We start from the raw sequence: 16003 nt of genomic DNA on the forward strand, positions 1-16003 counted from the left end.
CCGTCTCCCCGAACGCGGGGAGACGGGACGCCGCTCAGTTCAGCGCGGTCGGGTCCGCCTCCGTGAGGAAGGCTCCGACCGCGTGGAGGAATTGCATGCGGTTCTTCTCCATCATCACCGTATGGGTGCCCTCCCCCAGCTCGACGAAGCGCTTGTAGGGGGCGTGGGTGAGCTTTGCGAAATACTCCTGTGCCTGGTAGCTCGGCAGGTCCGCGTCCCACTCGGCGTGGATGATCAGCACCGGCACGCGGATGTCGCCCGGGTCGTAGAGCGGTTTGCCGGCCGCCCAGTAGGCGTCCTTGTCGGCGACCGTGCCGTTCGGGGCGCGCAGGACCGGCGGCGCTTGCTTCGCGCCGACCGGATCGGTGGCGAAGGTCGCGTCGGCCCATTGGTCGAACCAGCCCGCCGGGATCAGGTCGGACTTCTTGTCCTCGGGGACGCCGGTCAGCCAGCGCGTCCGGGCGCTGTCCCGGCTCACGCTGCGATAGGCCCCCACCGGGCCGCCGCCGCCGATCAGGCCCGGCGTGCGCGCCAGCCATTGCGGCGCGTACAGGACGAGCCGGTTGACCCGATCGTTGTGGGTGCTGGTGTAGAGGCCCATGGTGGAAGTCCCCCAGGACCAGCCCATCAGGTCGATCTTCTCGACCCCGCGCCTCTTGGTGATGAAGTCCACGACCTGCCCCACCACCTTTGCGGCGTCCTGCGTGCGCATGAGCGGCGGGTTGTCGGCCGGCGACGCGTCCATCGCGGCCGGGCGTCCGGACAGGCCGTAGCCCGGCAGATCCACGAGGTAGACGTCGAAGCCGAGGCCCGCGAGGTAGTCCATGGCCGACATGCCGCCCAGCGGCAGGTCGAAGGCCGTGGACGACGGGTAGGTGGATCCGTGCACGTAGAGCAGGATCCGGTCGCCCGGAAACCGGTCGATCCCGGCAGGGCGCTTGTTGCGGACGTAGATCTCGACGCCCGGCTCGCTCCACGGCAGCCGGAATTCCTCCGTCTGCAGCCGGCTCGCGGGCGCGGCCGCCGACGGGGCCGGTGAGCCCGCGACCGCCACCCCGGCGGCGAGCGCCCCGACCAGCTGGCGTCGGGCCAGGCCCCTGCCCGGCCGCGCCCCGTTCGGATCCTTCTGCACCACTCTGTCCGCCATGGTTTCCTCCGGCCCGCCTTGTTCGGCGGCTCCGGTGATTCAACCGACGGGTGTCGATCGGCGCAACGGTCCGGAGCGGCCGCCGGCGGACAGGAGGCGGGTTCCGTTGCCCGATCCGGCGAAAGCGCGTGAAAAAACCCCCGCCTCTGTCGCCGGGGCGGGTGACGCCGCGCCTCCGCGCGGGCATTGAGGCGGGAGAACCCGGGAGACGCCCGCCCATGACGACCCCGACGACCGTCGCCACCACGCCCTTCCCCGATCAGAAGCCGGGCACCTCCGGCTTGCGCAAGAAGGTGCCCGTGTTCCGGCAGCCGAACTACGTCGAGAACTTCGTCCAGGCGATCTTCGACACCCTGCCCGACAAGGCGGGCGCGACCCTGGTGCTCGGCGGTGACGGGCGTTTCCTCAACCGCGAGGTGGTGCAGAAGACGCTGCGGCTCGCCGCCGGCAACGGGTTCGGCCGGGTGCTGGTCGGACGCGGCGGCCTGCTCTCGACCCCGGCCGCCTCCTGCGTGATCCGCAAGGCCCAGGCGATCGGCGGCATCATCCTGTCGGCGAGCCACAACCCGGGCGGGCCGGACGGCGATTTCGGCATCAAGTTCAATGCCGCCAACGGCGGTCCCGCGCCCGAGACCATGACCAACGCGATCTTCGAACGGGCCAAGGCGCTCACCCGCTACAGCCTGGTCGAGGCGTCGGATCTCGACCTCGACACCCTGGGCGAGACCCGGCTCGGCGCCATGACGGTCGCGATCATCGACCCGGTGGCCGACTACGCCGAACTGATGCGCACGCTGATCGACTTCGACGCCGTGTCGCGCCTGTTCGCCTCCGGCTTCCGCATGCGGTTCGACGCGATGAGCGCGGTGACCGGCCCCTACGCGGTCGCCATCCTCGAAGGCATGCTCGGCGCGCCTCGGGGGACGGTCGTCAACGCCATTCCAAAAGAAGATTTCGGTGGCCATCACCCGGATCCGAACCCGGTCCATTGCCACGACCTGTTCGACCTGATGCAGGGGCCTGACGCCCCCGATTTCGGCGCGGCGTCCGACGGCGACGGCGACCGCAACATGATCGTGGCCCCGGGCCTGTTCGTGACGCCGAGCGACAGCCTCGCGCTCCTTGCCGCCCACGCCCACCGGGCGCCGGGCTACGCGGGTGGGCTCGCCGGCATCGCCCGCTCGATGCCCACGAGCCGCGCCGCCGACCGGGTCGCGGCGGCTCTGGGCATCCAGGCCTACGAGACGCCCACCGGCTGGAAGTTCTTTGGGAATCTTCTCGATGCCGGCCTGATCACCCTGTGCGGCGAGGAGAGCGCCGGCACCGGCTCGAACCACGTGCGCGAGAAGGACGGGCTCTGGGCGGTGCTGCTCTGGCTCAACATCCTGGCCGCCACCGGCGAGCGCGCCGACGCGCTGGTCCGGGCGCATTGGCGCACCCACGGCCGCGACTACTACGCCCGCCACGACTACGAGGAGGTGGATTCCGACGCCGCCAACGGCCTGATGGATGCGCTCCGGGAAAAGCTCGCCGGTCTGCCGGGCACGCGGCTCGGCGACCTCACGGTCTCGACGGCCGACGAGTTCGCCTACCGCGATCCCGTCGATGGCTCGCTCACCGAGCACCAGGGTATCCGCATCGGCTTCGCCGAGGATGCCCGTGTGGTCTTCCGTCTCTCGGGCACCGGAACCGCCGGGGCGACACTCCGGGTCTATCTGGAGCGCTACGAGGCCGATCCGACCCGGCTCGACCTGCCCGTCTCCGAGGTGCTGGCCCCGGTCGTGGCGGCGGCCCGCGCCGTCGCGGAGATCGAGCCCCGCACCGGCCGGGCCGAGCCGAGCGTGGTGACCTGACCGATCCGGGTTTCCAAAGGGCTCAGCCCTTTGGCGGGGTATCGGGGCGGAGCCCGATAGCAGGGCTCCGCGCAGCATTCACGCCGAAGGTCGCTCATTGATCCTCGGTTCGCGCATAGACCCGCAGGCGATGCCCGTTCGGATCGACGGCGACGAAGCTGCGGCCGAAATCGAGATCCGTCGGTGCCAGGACGATCTTGGCGCCCTTCGCCCGCCAGGCGTCGTGGAGCGCGTCCACGCGCGCGGCCCCGTGCACCCGGAAGCCGATTTCGCCTCCGCCGCCCACTTGCGTGGGGGCCGGCACCACTCCGCTTCGCGCCCACAGGCTCAGCGCCAGGCCCGAGGGCAGCGCGAACAGCACGAAGGTCGGGCTCGCCTCGACCGGTTCTCGGTCCAGGAGGGTCGCGTAGAGGCGCGCGCTGGCCTCCGGGTCTGTGACGTAGAGAAGGATGTTGCTGGGTTCGGCCATCGGTCGCTCCTGTCGGTGGATGCGCGACCTCGATATCCAGCGCCCCTGCCAGTTTCCGGCAGCATCAAGCAGCGGGGTCTATGATCCCCTCGGTGCGCCGCCAGTCCTTGAGCAGGGCCTGCCGGCGCCGCGGATAGCGCGCGTCGCTCAGCTGGGCTTCGGCGGTCCGGTCGGTGCGGAAGTGCCGGAAGCCCTGGCGCAGTTCGCACCAGCCCACCAGGATCCGGGCGGCGTCGAAGAATGAGAGGGCGAACGGCCACACCACCCGCTCCGAGGCCGCGCTCGTCCCGTCGCGGTAGCGCAGTGTCAGCTTGCGCTCGGTCCGGATCGCCCTGCGCAGCAGGGCGGGGTCGACCGCGTCGACCGGTGCCGCGGTGCCGGGGCCGACCAGCAGCGCCGAACCCGCGAAGGTCTCGCGCAGGTCGTCGGGCAGGACCGCGCCGATCCGGGCGAGTGCGCTCCGGGCCGCGCTGCTCAGCCGGTCATCCGCGCGATCGGCGACCCAGCGCGATCCCAGGACCAGCGCTTCGATCTCCTCCGGGCTGAACATCAGCGGCGGCAGCAGGAAGCCCGGCCTCAGCACGTATCCGACCCCGGGCTCCCCCTCGATGGCGGCCCCCATCGCCTGAAGGCTCGCGATGTCCCGGTACAGGGTGCGCAGGCTGACGCCGGTCTCCCCGGCCAGCACGCGCCTGCTGACGGGCCGCCGGTGGCTGCGCAGGGCGTGGAGCAGGTCGAACAGGCGTTCCAAGCGGGACATGCGGCCCTTCTAACGCCCGCGACGCTGCCATCGGATGACGGCATCGCGGGTTCCGGCCGGTTACGGAGCGATCGCCTTCACCATGTGAACCGTGATGTCGTCGTCCAGGGTCCGGCCCGGTCCGTCATACGGCTCCTCGCGCTCCACTTCGTAGCCCAGCGATCCGTAGAGGCGCAGGTTCGCCGTGTATTTCTTGTTCGTGTAGAGCCGCAGCCGCGTCAGGCCGGCCCCGGCGGCGATCGTATCCGCGCGGGTGAGCAGCGTTGTCCCGAAGCCCCGGCCCTGGAAATTCGGGTGGACCGCGACGTTGACGACCAGCAGGTGGCCGTTCCCTTCGTCGTCCCTTCGCGTGGTCTCGATCAGGGCGGCCAGTTCTTCGTCGATCTGCAGCAGGTCGAAGCGGTGATCCTGCACAGACTTCGCGTAATCGGCCCGCATCGGTGTCGGCAGGCGGCCGATCAGCGGGATCCATTTGGCGTAGGCCGCGTCCACCACACCCCGGATCGCCGCCGCGTCCGCCGCCTCTGCCTGCCTGATCCGCATCGTCGCCGCCATTCCGAAAGTCCGCCTGTGGTTGACCCGGGCCGGCCCATCCCCTAAAGACCCGGCCGTCGATGGGGCTCCGCACGGGGCCCCGTCGCGTTTTCACGCGCACCCGTGGGCGGGATCATCCCGCCCTGTCGTCCCGGCCTTGAGGGTCCGGGAAAAGGAGGGCGCGTTCCTCAATCTCGGTCACGAGAGGACGCGAAACATATGTCAAAGCGGATTCAGGCGAAGCACAAGCTCGACCGCCGCATGGGCCAGAACATCTGGGGCCGCCCGAAGAGCCCCGTCAACCGCCGCGAGTACGGCCCGGGCCAGCACGGCCAGCGCCGCAAGGGCAAGATGAGCGACTTCGGCACGCAGCTGCGCGCCAAGCAGAAGCTCAAGGGCTATTACGGCAACATCACCGAGAAGCAGTTCCGCCGCTACTACGCCGAGGCGATCCGCCTGCGCGGCGATTCCGGCGAGAACCTGGTCGGCCTGCTCGAGCGTCGCCTCGACGCCGTGGTGTACCGTGCGAAGTTCGTGGCGACCCCGTTCGCGGCCCGCCAGTTCGTCAACCACGGCCACGTCAAGGTCAACGGGATCCGGGTGAACATCCCGAGCTATCAGGTGAAGGCCGGCGACCTCATCGAGGTCAAGGAATCCTCCCGCCAGCTCGAGATCGTCATCGTGGCGACCCAGCTCCCCGAGCGTGACGTGCCGGACTACATCGAGGCCGATCACGCCAAGATGACCGCCCGCGTCACCCGCATCCCCAGCCTGTCCGAGGTGCCCTACCCGGTGCAGATGGAGCCGAACCTCGTCATCGAGTTCTACTCCCGCTGAGTCTCCCGGGATCGCACCCCGCGGCCGAGCCGGCGGCGGGGTGCGGTTCGGGACCTGGACTTGCGAAAGAAGGGGCTGCCCGCAGGGGCGGCCCCTTTTCGTATCCGGCTCAGCAGCCGTTGCAGATCGTGCCCATCGTGTGGCGCATCTTGCTGTCCCACGCCTTCGAGCGGGCTTCCGCGGCCTTCTGCGCCTTGAGCATGGTGACCTCGTTCACCGGTCGGGCCGTACCCGTGGCGGCGGGGCTCGGCGGCTTGGTCTGCCCGGTGGCGGTGATCCTGCGGCCGACCCGGGACCCGTCCGGGGCCACCGGGCTCTGGGCCAGGGCCGGCGCCGCCCCGAGCAGCACGCCCAGGATCACCGCGTGACGGATCGTTGGCATGGACCTGATCTCCCCGACGGCGGGTTGTCTGCGTGCCCCGCCTCAACTGCCGATGACATTAGGGCCGCACCGGAGCACGTTGCAATTGGATGCGGCGCTAAGCCTTTGTCGTGATGCGCGTGCGCACCCCGAGCCGGTATCCGCACCGGCGGGCAGCCTTGTAGCCGGCCGCGGCGGCGAAATCATGGTGCCCGGGCCGGAGGCGGCCCGGCGAGCCGCCCTGCGCGCATCCCGGAGAAGAGCCCCTTGTCCTCGCCCTTGTCCTCGCCCCTGAACCGCCGCGAGGCCGTGGCCGAGGCGCTGGCCCACATCGCCCCGCGCCTGCCCGCCTTCGAGTCCGACGCCGTGCTGGACCGGGCGCTGGCGAGCGCCGGCCTGCGCGGAGCCGCCCCCGGGACCGCCGCGCGCCTCGCCCTGGTGGCCTATGCCCGCCACGTCTTCACCGATTACGACGACCTTCTGGGCGAGGGCTACGACCGCGACAGCGCCCGGCACTTCGTCCTCGACGACCTCAACGCGGCGCTCACCGCCTGGGGCGCCGCGCCGATCCCCGAGGAGGAGCCTGAGGCCGATCCGGAGGGCGAGCCGGATTAGCGTTTTGTCCCGGTGGCGGGCGGGATTCGGGGATGGCAAAGCCGGGTCCGGGGTCACGCCCGACGATGCAGCCCGACAGCGGGGCACCCGTCGCCGGCAAGCTGTCGCGGATCACGAGAGCGGCGCCTTTTGGAGGGGCTGGTTTCGACCCAACCCAGCCGCCAAACTCGTCTACAGCGCTTCCCATAAGCGGTCGTCCGTCGGCCGTCCGGCCACTTCGGCTCGGGACAGGAAGCGGACTTTAGCTTTTGGCCAAGAAGCGGACGCTCCGCATCCTACCTGCGACCCTGATATTGAATAGTACGCCGTCGTCCTATTTCTTTCCGATGCATGCTACGCCCGTCCGACACTCCGATTGCAGGGTCCTTCTCTGGCTTGCCGAGGATCTGAGGCTTGAGGACAATCTTGCCCTCCGGCAGGCCACCACCGGCTACGGAGGCATGGCGGTGCTGCGCATCGCCCCGGAGGCGCGGGGGCGACCCAGGCGGACTCCGCATCGGCGCACTCTTGAGGAGGCAGCCGAGGCGCGACTTGAGGCGCAGTTCTTGGCCAAAGGCATACCTTTCGAGGTGCGTGGCCCTGGTGACGATACGTCCGTTGCGGCGGCTTGTCGGCGGCATGGATGTACCGTGGTCATCCGCAACGCCGCCGATGGCATGGCCGCCGAGCTTGCCCATCACAGGCAATGGACGGACGAGTTGGCGGCGGTCGGCATCCCGCTGGTGACCGTCAACGGCGAGATGATCCGTCGCAAGGGAACGGGAGGGGCCAGGCCCGACGCGCCGTTCCTATCCGATGCGGCCGAGATCGCACCGGGGGCGCTGCCGGACGATCACCCGATAGCCTTGCTGCGGGCCTTCCTGAGGGGCCTGCCGGAGCGGGATTACCTGGCCGGCATGTGGGTGCCGGGCCGAGATCGGCTGAGCACCAGCCTGCTTTCGACCCACTTCGCGGCGGGCACGCTGTCCAGCGACAGGGCGAGGGTCGAAACCGAGGCGGCGGAACGCGCCTGGCACCGCGCGAACCCGGGCCAGGCCCGTTCGGTCGCGGGGAAATCCTTCGGCGCCTTCAAGGGGCGCGTCCGCTACCGTCCCGGCTTCCTGACGACCTTTTCCCGCTATGAGGACGATCTGCGTCCGCTCCCGATCACGCCGGAGATGCGGCGCAGGGTCGAAGCCTGGCGGGACGGATGCACCGGCATCCCCATGCCTGATGCGGCCATGCGCGAGCTGAAGGCGACCGGCTGGATCAATTTCCGCCTTCGCCAGCTGGCCGCGTCCTATGCGGTGCAGCTCCTGGGCTTGCCTCCGTTCGAGGTCGGGACGGTCCTGGCGGAGATGTTCGACGACTACGAGCCCGGCATCACCTGGCTTCAGGTCGCGATCAACGACGGCCGGGTCAATCAGGATCGCGGGCCGCGCATCCTGAACCCGGTCAAGCAAGGCCGCGACCTCGACCTCGACGAGAGCTACGTCCGCGCATGGCTGCCCGAACTGGCCAGCCTTCCGGCCGGGTTCGCCCACGAGCCATGGCTGCATCCCGCATCGCCCCTGCCGCCGCCCCTGGTCGATCACCTGGCCGCCGCTCGCGCAGCCCGCGCGGCTTGGGGGGCGAAGTCCCCAGCGCTCGGGGCGCGCCCGGTGCACGAAACCCCATCGTTCGAATTCGGCGAAAGGAATGCCCCCAGATGATCGAGAAGCACACCTTCGACTTCCTGAAGGGCATCGCGGCCCACAACGACAAGGAATGGTTCGAGGAGCATCGTGACGACTACGAGCGCGCGAAATCCAACCTCGTCGACGTGGCAGGCCACCTGATCGACGCGGCGTCCCGCTTCAATCCCAAGGTGAAGAAGGCGAACGCCGAGCCGACGAAGTGCGTGACCCGCCTCAACCGGGACATGCGCTTCGCCAAGGGCAAGCCGCCGTACAAGACGGACCTGTTCGTGATGCTCAACAGCGTCGGCGACTACCAGGGGTCGGCCTCTTACTACCTCCATGTCGAGCCGGGCGGCTGCTATGCGGGCGGGGGCATCTTCACGACCGAGCCGAAGGCGCTCGACCACATCCGCAAGCGGATCGCGGCATCGTTGCCGAAGTGGACCGGCGTCGTCGAGTCCCGCGAGATGAAGGCGATGTTCCCCGAAGGGCTGACGAGCCCGGGCGAGCTCAAGCGTGCGCCCCAGGGATACGATCCCGACCACCCGGCCATCGAATATTTGCGCATGAAGGGGTTCTGCGCCAACCGGAAGCTGACGAACAAGCAGCTCCAGGGCGAGGACGCCCTCGACGTGGTCGTTGAGACCTTCAAGGCGGCCCAGCCCCTGGTGGACTACCTCAACGACGCCATCGCCGGCTGAAGGCCAAGATCAAAAATCGGAACCGGCCAGGAACCATGGGCCGAACTGCGACTTCCCATAATAGGACGATATCGTCCTATTAATGCTCCGGGCATCGCCTTCGGACCGCCCCACCTTCGGACGTGGCTGGCCGTACGGCGCAACAGACAGGCAATCCGAATGTCCCACGACACGATCAAGACCTGGTACATCGCCGGCCTCCAGGCCTACCGTTCGGCTTCCGAGCAGGGCAAGACGGCAGCCTCCCAGGCCGAGGGGCAGTTCACCGATCCCGCGTTCAAGAAGCTGGCCGCAGAGGGCGCGGCGCTGTGCGGCCGCCAGCAGCAGGCGATGATCGGCTTCCTGAAGGAGCTCGACACCCAGCCGAACGACTTCAAGGACCGTATCCAGGCCGGCATCGCCGAAGGCACGGAGATGTCCGTCAAGGCTGCCCAGGACGACGAGACACGCGACGTCGCCATCGCCTTCGGTGCCCGAGCGGGCCTCACCTACGTGGCCACCGCCTTCCAGTGCCACGTGATTTACGCAAAGGCACTTAGCCTCTCCAAGCAGGCCGAGGAGTTCGAGCGCCTTGGCCAGGAGAGCAAGGCGCTGGAAGAGCGTTACGCAAAGGCCGCCGAGGCCGCGGTCGGCAAGCAGGCCGCTTAGCCCGGCGGCGACAGGGATCACGGGGCCACCGGCCATGTGATGACGGCGACCGGCCGGCGCTCCGCCCCCTCGCGCAGGTCGGTCGCCGCTCGCCATCTCAGGTGGACGGCCGTGTGGGACGACTTGGCTTGGCCGTTCGAACGCACCACCTTTGGTGCATGCGTCCCCCAGCAAAATCGGTTCCGATCTTGGACCAATCCGGCAAGCGTACCCCCGTCCCTTCGGCACCGGACCGCCCGCGCCGTGGACGCCCGCGCGCTGACCAGGCCGGACAGATCGAGGAACGCATCATCACCGTCGCCTCGTCCCTGTTCCTGGAGCAGGGGTTTGGCCGCACGACAGTCGATCAGATCGCCGATCTCGCCCACACCGGGAAGACGACGCTGTACGCGCGCTTTCCGACCAAGGAGGCGCTCTTCTCAGCGGTGGTGCTGCGCTACGTCGACGAACTACAGGCCCGAATGGCCATCGTCCCGACGAACGGGACGCCCAAGGAACGCCTCGTCCAGGTCGGGATCGAACTCGCCAACCTAACCCTGGCCGAGGAGAGCATCGCCCTGATGCGCCTCACCATCGCCGAGGCGAAGGCGTTTCCCGAACTCGGTCGCGAGGGGTTCCGGATCGGCTTTGGCGGATGCGTCCGCTGCATCGCGCAGTGCTTGGCGACGGACGGCTCCGACGCGGCGGTGACGGATGCAACACCGCTGGCGGCACGGTTCGTCGAGATGGCCCTCCACCCCCTTTACATGCACGCCTTCTCAGGTGCGGATCTTGCCGGACTGTGCGAGCGGGCGACCCGAGACGTGCCCGAAGTCGCCGAGATCCTGCTGAGCGGACGATGTTGATGTCCGCTTGAAGCATTTGGCGACCGAAATCGGTCTCGCCGCTTCCCACCTTCACCAGACGTTCCGATCGCGCTTCAACCGTCATCTCGACGTGCGGTCTTCCGCCGTTGCGAATCGTTTCCGGTTCCCCTAGCCTCGGCCCTGTCGCGCTCGCATGAGGGAGGAGACCGCATGAGCATCGTCTATGCCGTCCGCCCCGCAGGGATCGTCCGAGCCCGCGCGCGGATCGGCTGACCGCTGGCGCCCGGCCTCACGGCCCCGGCGTCCCCGAGCCTCTCCCCCGTCTGACCGCGCCCGCCCGCGTCGCATCCGATGCCGGGCCGGCGTTTCCCGGAGCCGACGCCGACGCGTCGGGCTTGTGCATGTCCCTGTCCCCTCCCCGGCGGGTGGGCGCGGTCCGCCGCGTGCTCGCCTTCGTCGTCCGCGGCTGGCGCCTGCGCTGGCCCCTCGTGGCCGGCCTCTCCGGCGCGATCACCCTGGCGACCTTCGCGGAGGTGCTGCTGCCGCTCTATGCCGGCCGGCTGGTCGACGCGCTCACCGGGCCCGAGCGGCAGGCGGCGCTGGAGGCGGCGCTGCCCGCCTTCCTGGCGATGACGGCGCTGGGCCTCGCCACCGCGCTGCTGCGGCACGTCGCCTGGAGCCTGGTGGTGCCGCTCACCCTCCACACCATGAGCGACATGGCCCGGGACGGCTTCGCCCGGGTCCAGCGCTTCTCGACCGAGTGGCACGCCAACACCTTCTCGGGCTCCACCGTCCGAAAGATCTCGCGCGGCATGTGGGCCCTCGACGGGCTCAACGACACGCTGCTGCTGGCGCTGCTGCCCGCCCTGGTGGTGCTGCTCGGCACCGCCCTCGTGCTCGGCCTGCACTGGCCGGCCCTCGGCGCCGTGGTGGCGCTGGGCGCCGCCGCCTATGTCGGCGCCACCGCGCTCCTGGCGACCCGGGTCATCGCCCCCGCCTCCGCGCTCTCGAACGCCCTCGACACGCGGCTCGGCGGCGCCCTCAGCGACGCGATCGGCAACAACGCCGTGGTCAAGGCCTTTGGCGCGGAGGCCCGGGAGGAGGCGCGCCTCGGCCGGCTCCTGGCCAGGTGGCAGCGGCGCACGCACCGCACCTGGATGATCATCACGTGGAGCGGCACCGGCCAGCTCGGGCTGCTGCTCGCCCTGCGCACCGCCATCGTGGCCACCGCCCTGTGGCTGTGGTGGCGCGGGGAGGCGAGCCCGGGCGACGTCGCCTACGTGCTCACCACCACCTTCGTGGTGCACGGCTACCTGCGCGACATCGGCGGCCACATCAACCACCTGCAGCGGGCGGTCAACGAGATGGAGGAACTGGTCGCGCTGGCGGACGAGCCCCTCGGCGTCGCCGACCGGCCGGGGGCGGCCCCGCTCGCGGTCGCGGGCGGGACGATCCGCTTCGAGGCCGTGCGCTTCCACTACGGCGCCCACGGGCATCCGCTCTACGACGGGCTGTCGGTGACGATCCCGGCGGGCCAGCGGGTCGGGCTGGTCGGCCGCTCGGGCTCGGGCAAGACCACCTTCGTCAAGCTGATCCAGCGGCTCTACGACGTCTCGGGCGGGCGCGTGACCATCGACGGGCAGGACGTGGCGGCGGCGAGCCAGGACAGCCTGCGGGCGCAGGTCGCGATCGTGCCCCAGGAGCCGGTGCTGTTCCACCGCTCGCTCGCCGAGAACATCGCGTATGCCCGGCCCGGCGCCTCGGCGCAGGCGATCGAGCGGGCGGCCCGGCTCGCCAACGCGCACGCCTTCATCGCCCGGCTGCCCGATGGCTACGCCACCCTGGTCGGCGAGCGCGGGGTCAAGCTCTCGGGCGGCGAGCGCCAGCGGGTGGCGCTGGCCCGCGCCTTCCTGGCGGATGCGCCGATCCTGATCCTCGACGAGGCGACCTCGAGCCTCGATTCGGAATCCGAGGCCTTGGTGCAGGAGGCGATGGCGCGGCTGATGCACGGCCGCACCGCGCTCGTGATCGCGCACCGGCTCTCGACCGTGCAGGCGCTCGACCGCATCCTCGTGTTCGACCACGGCCGCATCGTCGAGGACGGCCCCCACGCCGACCTGATGCGCCGCCCGGGCGGGGCCTACCGCGCCCTGTTCGAGCGGCAATCCGTCCTGGCTGCGAGCGCGTGACGGACCTGTCCCCCCGCCCCCGGGTGGTCGCGCCGACCCGCGCCATGCTGTAGGACACGCGCCGGATGCGGCCCGATTCGGCCGAGTGAGCTTCGGAGCACGACAGCATGAAGATCAGCGCGCGCAACGTCCTCAAGGGCACCGTGGTCTCGGTCGACAAGGGCTCGACCACCGCCCACGTGAAGATCGAGATCAGCCCCGGCCAGGTGGTCACCGCCGCGATCACCAACGAGGCGGTCGATGCCCTCAAGCTCGTGGCCGGCGGCCCGGCCTACGCCGTGGTGAAGGCCTCCGACGTGATGATCGCGGTCGACTGAGCCTGCCATGGGGCGCCGGGCGGTCATTGCGCTCGCCCGGCGCCCGGATTACGCCGGCCCGGCGGGCTCCCGGGCGGGGCCTGCAGGTCCGATGACCCTAGGGAGTGGCCCGTGAAGACCGTGCTCGGCATCGAGACCACCTGCGACGAGACCGCCGCCGCCGTGGTGTCCGTGGATGAGGACGGGGCCGCGCAGATCCGCGCCAACGAGATCCTGAGCCAGATCGCCGAGCACGCCGCCTACGGCGGCGTCGTGCCCGAGATCGCCGCCCGGGCCCATGTCGAGGTGCTCGACCGGCTGATCGCCCGCGCCCTCGACCGGGCCGGGATCGGCTTTTCCGACCTCGACGGGATCGCGGTGGCGGCCGGGCCCGGGCTGATCGGCGGCGTGCTGGTCGGCCTCGTCACCGCCAAGACCCTGGCCCTGGTGACCCGCAAGCCGCTGCTCGCGGTCAACCACCTCGAGGCCCACGCGCTCACCGCGCGGCTGACCGACAACCTGCCCTTCCCGTATCTCCTGCTGCTGGCCTCGGGCGGCCACACCCAGCTCGTCGCCGTGCGCGGGGTCGGCGACTATGTGCGCCTCGGCTCCACGGTGGACGACGCCATCGGCGAGGCCTTCGACAAGGTCGCCAAGCTGCTGGGCCTCGGCTACCCCGGCGGCCCCGAGGTCGAGCGCATGGCCGAATCGGGCGACCCCGAGCGCTTCGCCCTGCCCCGGCCGATGCTGGGCCGGCGCGAGGCGGATTTCTCCCTGTCGGGTCTCAAGACCGCCCTGCGGATCGAGGCCGAGCGGATCGCCCCGCTGGCCGAGCGCGACGTCGCCGACCTGTGCGCGAGCTTCCAGGCCGCCGTGGTCGACGTGGTGGTGGACCGCGCCCGGGTCGCCCTGCGCGCCTTCTCGGGCGTCGCCGGCCGGCCCACCGCCCTGGTGGCGGCAGGCGGCGTCTCGGCCAACGGCGCGATCCGTCGCGCTTTGGCGGCTTTGGCCGGCGAGGCGGGCCTCGGCTTCGTCGCCCCGCCCCTGCCGCTCTGCGGCGACAACGGCGCCATGATCGCCTGGGCCGGGCTGGAGCGCCTGCGGCTCGGGCTCGTCGACGACCTGACCGCGCCGGCCCGCCCCCGCTGGCCGCTGGCCGTCGACCCGGCCCGGGACGCGGTCCCGGCCGGATGAGCACCGGTGCGGACCGGCGCGCGCAGTGGCGGGATCTCGTCGCGCGCCGCCTGCCCGAGGCCGCCCGGCCCGGCTGGCCGGTCCGCCTCGATCATTGCTTCGCCCGCATCCTCCTGGACAATGCCTGCGGCGGCCCCTGGCGCGACAGCGTGGCGGCGCCCGCCCACGCCAACATGCCGGCCGACGGCCTTGAGCACGCGATCGCCCTCGGGGATGCGGTGCTGGCCGGCACCGCCGACCTCGCCCTGCTGAACCGGCGTTCCCTGGCTTGGCGCGGCAAGATCCGGCGGGGGAAGCTCCGGCGCAGCGAGATCGCGACGGCCCCAATGCCGGACGGCCTTCAGGACGGCGACCTGCTCCTGCGCCGCTGGCGTCCGGCCGACACGACCCCGTTCGCGGCGCTCAACGCCGATCCGGCGGTGATGGAATTCTTCCCCCGGCCCCGGACCGAGGCCGAGAGCGCCGCCGAGGCGAGCAGCTATGACCGGCGCTTCGTGGCGGACGGGTTCGGCCCCTGGGCCCTGGAGCGGGACGGCCGGTTCGTCGGCTTCGTCGGGGCGTTCCGGATCATGCGGGCCATGCCGTTCCCGGGGGGCGAGCGGGTCGGCGCGACCATCGAGATCGGCTGGCGCCTCGCCCGGGATGCCTGGGGCCACGGCCTCGCAACCCGGGCGGCGCGGCTGACGCTGGCCGACCTCGCCGAGCGCTGCGGCATCCGGGCGGTCGTGGCGTACACCGCGTCCGGCAATCGGCGCTCGTTGGCGGTGATGGAGCGCCTCGGCATGGTGCGGGCGGAGACGTTCGCGCATCCGGCGGTGCCGGAGGGGCCGCTGCGCAGCCACATCCTCTATCGGCTTGAACAGGCGGGGGTTTCGGCATGAGCGCACCCATCAACGTCGTCGGCGGCGGCGCTTGGGGCACGGCGCTGGCCAACGCGGCCGCGGCCGCCGGGCACCCGGTCTCGCTCTGGCTGCGCGACCCGGAGGCCGCCGCCAGGCTGCAGGCCGCGCGGGAGAACCCGCGCTACCTGCCGGGCGTGCCGCTCCACGACCGGATCGTGGTGACAGGGCAATCCGAACAACTCGCCGGCGCCCGGGCGACCCTGCTGGTCGTGCCGGCCCAGACCGTGCGCGGCGTGCTGGAGACTCTGCGCGGTCCCCTCGCCTCGGCCGGGCCGGTGATCCTCTGCGCCAAGGGGATCGAGCGCGGCAGCGACAGCTTCCTGAGCGCGGTCGCCGAAGAGGTCCTGCCGCCGGGAACGCCGGTCGCTGTCCTGTCCGGCCCGAGCTTCGCGGCCGACGTCGCCTGCGGCCTTCCCACGGCCGTCACCCTGGCGGCGACGGATCCCGGGCTCGCCGCGTCGTTGAGTGCATTGCTCTCGGGGCCGAGCTTCCGGCTCTACCACACCGACGACGTGCGCGGCGTCGAGATCGGCGGCGCCGGCAAGAACGTGCTGGCCATCGCCTGCGGGATCGTGGCGGGCCGGGGCCTCGGCGAGAGCGCCCGGGCGGCCCTGATCGCCCGCGCCTTCGCCGAGCTGATGCGCTTCGCCCGGGCGTTCGGAGGCCGGCCCGAGACCCTGATGGGCCTTTCCGGCCTCGGCGATCTGGTGCTCACCGCCTCCTCGCCGCAATCGCGCAACTTCGCCTTCGGGCAGCGGCTCGGCGCCGGGGCGAGCCCGGAGGCGGCGTCCGGCGGCAAGCTCGCCGAGGGCGCCTTCACGGCCGCGGCCCTGGCCGGCCTGGCGGCGGCCCGGGCGATCGACATGCCGGTGGCGCAGGCCGTCGCGGCGATCGTGACGGGCCGGGCCGGCGTCGAGGACGTGATCGCCGGCCTGCTCGCCCGGCCGCTGCGCGGCGAGTCGGATTAGGGTTTCAAAAGGTCGGGACCTTTTGCGGGTCCAGGGCGGAGCCCTGGTCGCCTGAAAGGTGTCTC

The 16003-nt window shown here is 71.1% G+C and carries 17 protein-coding genes; 12 read left to right on the forward strand and 5 right to left on the reverse strand.

Features of this window, described 5'->3' with window-relative positions:
- Positions 1 to 34: 34 nt before the first annotated feature.
- Positions 35 to 1147 carry an alpha/beta hydrolase gene (locus tag AC0IY0_RS14210; RefSeq protein ID WP_471764184.1) on the reverse strand — a complete coding sequence of 371 codons (1113 nt, stop codon included), beginning with the start codon at positions 1145 to 1147 and terminating at the stop codon, positions 35 to 37.
- 218 nt (positions 1148 to 1365) lie between these two features.
- Between AC0IY0_RS14210 and AC0IY0_RS14215 the strand changes: the two genes are divergently transcribed.
- Positions 1366 to 3000 carry an alpha-D-glucose phosphate-specific phosphoglucomutase gene (locus tag AC0IY0_RS14215; protein ID WP_471764186.1) on the forward strand — a complete coding sequence of 545 codons (1635 nt, stop codon included), beginning with the start codon at positions 1366 to 1368 and terminating at the stop codon, positions 2998 to 3000.
- A gap of 94 nt (positions 3001 to 3094) precedes the next feature.
- Here the strand turns inward: AC0IY0_RS14215 and AC0IY0_RS14220 are convergent, their stop codons facing one another.
- The 3 genes from AC0IY0_RS14220 to AC0IY0_RS14230 all read right to left on the reverse strand — a co-directional run bounded on the left by AC0IY0_RS14220 (position 3095) and on the right by AC0IY0_RS14230 (position 4772).
- The gene (locus tag AC0IY0_RS14220) at positions 3095 to 3469 is read right to left on the reverse strand and encodes a VOC family protein (RefSeq protein WP_471764189.1); all 375 of its coding nucleotides are present in this window, start codon (positions 3467 to 3469) and stop codon (positions 3095 to 3097) included.
- 64 nt (positions 3470 to 3533) lie between these two features.
- Positions 3534 to 4229, reverse strand: a complete 696-nt coding sequence (locus tag AC0IY0_RS14225; RefSeq protein ID WP_471764191.1) for a helix-turn-helix transcriptional regulator — start codon at positions 4227 to 4229, stop codon at positions 3534 to 3536.
- Positions 4230 to 4289: 60 nt separating this feature from the next.
- Positions 4290 to 4772, reverse strand: coding sequence for a GNAT family N-acetyltransferase (locus AC0IY0_RS14230; RefSeq protein WP_471764193.1), 483 nt, complete (start codon positions 4770 to 4772; stop codon positions 4290 to 4292).
- Positions 4773 to 4982: 210 nt separating this feature from the next.
- Between AC0IY0_RS14230 and rpsD the strand changes: the two genes are divergently transcribed.
- Positions 4983 to 5600: a 30S ribosomal protein S4 gene (rpsD, locus tag AC0IY0_RS14235; RefSeq protein ID WP_058190956.1), complete on the forward strand. Its 618-nt coding sequence runs from the start codon at positions 4983 to 4985 to the stop codon at positions 5598 to 5600.
- A 109-nt stretch (positions 5601 to 5709) separates the two neighbouring features.
- Here rpsD and AC0IY0_RS14240 read toward each other — a convergent pair whose 3' ends face one another.
- Positions 5710 to 5982, reverse strand: a complete 273-nt coding sequence (locus AC0IY0_RS14240) for a hypothetical protein (RefSeq protein ID WP_471764196.1) — start codon at positions 5980 to 5982, stop codon at positions 5710 to 5712.
- A 246-nt stretch (positions 5983 to 6228) separates the two neighbouring features.
- Between AC0IY0_RS14240 and AC0IY0_RS14245 the strand changes: the two genes are divergently transcribed.
- From AC0IY0_RS14245 to AC0IY0_RS14290, 10 genes are all read left to right on the forward strand, one after another.
- On the forward strand, positions 6229 to 6576 hold the full coding sequence (locus AC0IY0_RS14245) for a DUF2293 domain-containing protein (protein ID WP_471764198.1): 348 nt from the start codon (positions 6229 to 6231) through the stop codon (positions 6574 to 6576).
- A gap of 326 nt (positions 6577 to 6902) precedes the next feature.
- A complete protein-coding gene (locus AC0IY0_RS14250) occupies positions 6903 to 8267 on the forward strand; it encodes an FAD-binding domain-containing protein (protein ID WP_471764322.1) in 1365 nt (454 codons plus the stop codon).
- The gene (locus tag AC0IY0_RS14255) at positions 8264 to 8935 is read left to right on the forward strand and encodes a DUF2461 domain-containing protein (RefSeq protein ID WP_471764200.1); all 672 of its coding nucleotides are present in this window, start codon (positions 8264 to 8266) and stop codon (positions 8933 to 8935) included. Before AC0IY0_RS14250 ends, AC0IY0_RS14255 begins: the two co-directional genes overlap by 4 nt.
- A 159-nt stretch (positions 8936 to 9094) precedes the next feature.
- Positions 9095 to 9583 (forward strand): DUF892 family protein, encoded by a 489-nt coding sequence (locus AC0IY0_RS14260; protein ID WP_471764203.1) that lies wholly within the window; start codon positions 9095 to 9097, stop codon positions 9581 to 9583.
- A gap of 188 nt (positions 9584 to 9771) precedes the next feature.
- Positions 9772 to 10428 carry a TetR/AcrR family transcriptional regulator gene (locus tag AC0IY0_RS14265; RefSeq protein ID WP_187193599.1) on the forward strand — a complete coding sequence of 219 codons (657 nt, stop codon included), beginning with the start codon at positions 9772 to 9774 and terminating at the stop codon, positions 10426 to 10428.
- 362 nt (positions 10429 to 10790) lie between these two features.
- Positions 10791 to 12578, forward strand: coding sequence for an ABC transporter ATP-binding protein (locus AC0IY0_RS14270; RefSeq protein WP_471764206.1), 1788 nt, complete (start codon positions 10791 to 10793; stop codon positions 12576 to 12578).
- Positions 12579 to 12685: 107 nt separating this feature from the next.
- Positions 12686 to 12895 carry a TOBE domain-containing protein gene (locus AC0IY0_RS14275; RefSeq protein ID WP_147908434.1) on the forward strand — a complete coding sequence of 70 codons (210 nt, stop codon included), beginning with the start codon at positions 12686 to 12688 and terminating at the stop codon, positions 12893 to 12895.
- Positions 12896 to 13006: 111 nt separating this feature from the next.
- A complete protein-coding gene (tsaD, locus tag AC0IY0_RS14280) occupies positions 13007 to 14068 on the forward strand; it encodes a tRNA (adenosine(37)-N6)-threonylcarbamoyltransferase complex transferase subunit TsaD (RefSeq protein WP_147908433.1) in 1062 nt (353 codons plus the stop codon).
- Positions 14065 to 14949 carry a GNAT family N-acetyltransferase gene (locus AC0IY0_RS14285; RefSeq protein WP_471764209.1) on the forward strand — a complete coding sequence of 295 codons (885 nt, stop codon included), beginning with the start codon at positions 14065 to 14067 and terminating at the stop codon, positions 14947 to 14949. The genes tsaD and AC0IY0_RS14285 overlap by 4 nt, the downstream gene beginning before the upstream one ends.
- On the forward strand, positions 14946 to 15938 hold the full coding sequence (locus AC0IY0_RS14290; RefSeq protein WP_471764211.1) for an NAD(P)H-dependent glycerol-3-phosphate dehydrogenase: 993 nt from the start codon (positions 14946 to 14948) through the stop codon (positions 15936 to 15938). The genes AC0IY0_RS14285 and AC0IY0_RS14290 overlap by 4 nt, the downstream gene beginning before the upstream one ends.
- Positions 15939 to 16003: the final 65 nt, after the last annotated feature.

It is taken from the genome of Methylobacterium sp. AC315, assembly GCF_979253755.1.

Bases quoted from the DNA above. Each gene is read 5' to 3' on its own strand.
- AC0IY0_RS14210 (WP_471764184.1), bottom strand. From the start codon at position 1,147: ATGGCGGACAGAGTGGTGCAGAAGGATCCGAACGGGGCGCGGCCGGGC.
- AC0IY0_RS14260 (WP_471764203.1), top strand. From the start codon at position 9,095: ATGTCCCACGACACGATCAAGACCTGGTACATCGCCGGCCTCCAGGCC.
- AC0IY0_RS14220 (WP_471764189.1), bottom strand. From the start codon at position 3,469: ATGGCCGAACCCAGCAACATCCTTCTCTACGTCACAGACCCGGAGGCC.
- AC0IY0_RS14270 (WP_471764206.1), top strand. From the start codon at position 10,791: ATGTCCCTGTCCCCTCCCCGGCGGGTGGGCGCGGTCCGCCGCGTGCTC.
- AC0IY0_RS14240 (WP_471764196.1), bottom strand. From the start codon at position 5,982: ATGCCAACGATCCGTCACGCGGTGATCCTGGGCGTGCTGCTCGGGGCG.
- rpsD (WP_058190956.1), top strand. From the start codon at position 4,983: ATGTCAAAGCGGATTCAGGCGAAGCACAAGCTCGACCGCCGCATGGGC.
- AC0IY0_RS14275 (WP_147908434.1), top strand. From the start codon at position 12,686: ATGAAGATCAGCGCGCGCAACGTCCTCAAGGGCACCGTGGTCTCGGTC.
- AC0IY0_RS14250 (WP_471764322.1), top strand. From the start codon at position 6,903: ATGCATGCTACGCCCGTCCGACACTCCGATTGCAGGGTCCTTCTCTGG.
- AC0IY0_RS14255 (WP_471764200.1), top strand. From the start codon at position 8,264: ATGATCGAGAAGCACACCTTCGACTTCCTGAAGGGCATCGCGGCCCAC.
- AC0IY0_RS14230 (WP_471764193.1), bottom strand. From the start codon at position 4,772: ATGCGGATCAGGCAGGCAGAGGCGGCGGACGCGGCGGCGATCCGGGGT.
- AC0IY0_RS14215 (WP_471764186.1), top strand. From the start codon at position 1,366: ATGACGACCCCGACGACCGTCGCCACCACGCCCTTCCCCGATCAGAAG.
- AC0IY0_RS14225 (WP_471764191.1), bottom strand. From the start codon at position 4,229: ATGTCCCGCTTGGAACGCCTGTTCGACCTGCTCCACGCCCTGCGCAGC.
- AC0IY0_RS14285 (WP_471764209.1), top strand. From the start codon at position 14,065: ATGAGCACCGGTGCGGACCGGCGCGCGCAGTGGCGGGATCTCGTCGCG.
- AC0IY0_RS14290 (WP_471764211.1), top strand. From the start codon at position 14,946: ATGAGCGCACCCATCAACGTCGTCGGCGGCGGCGCTTGGGGCACGGCG.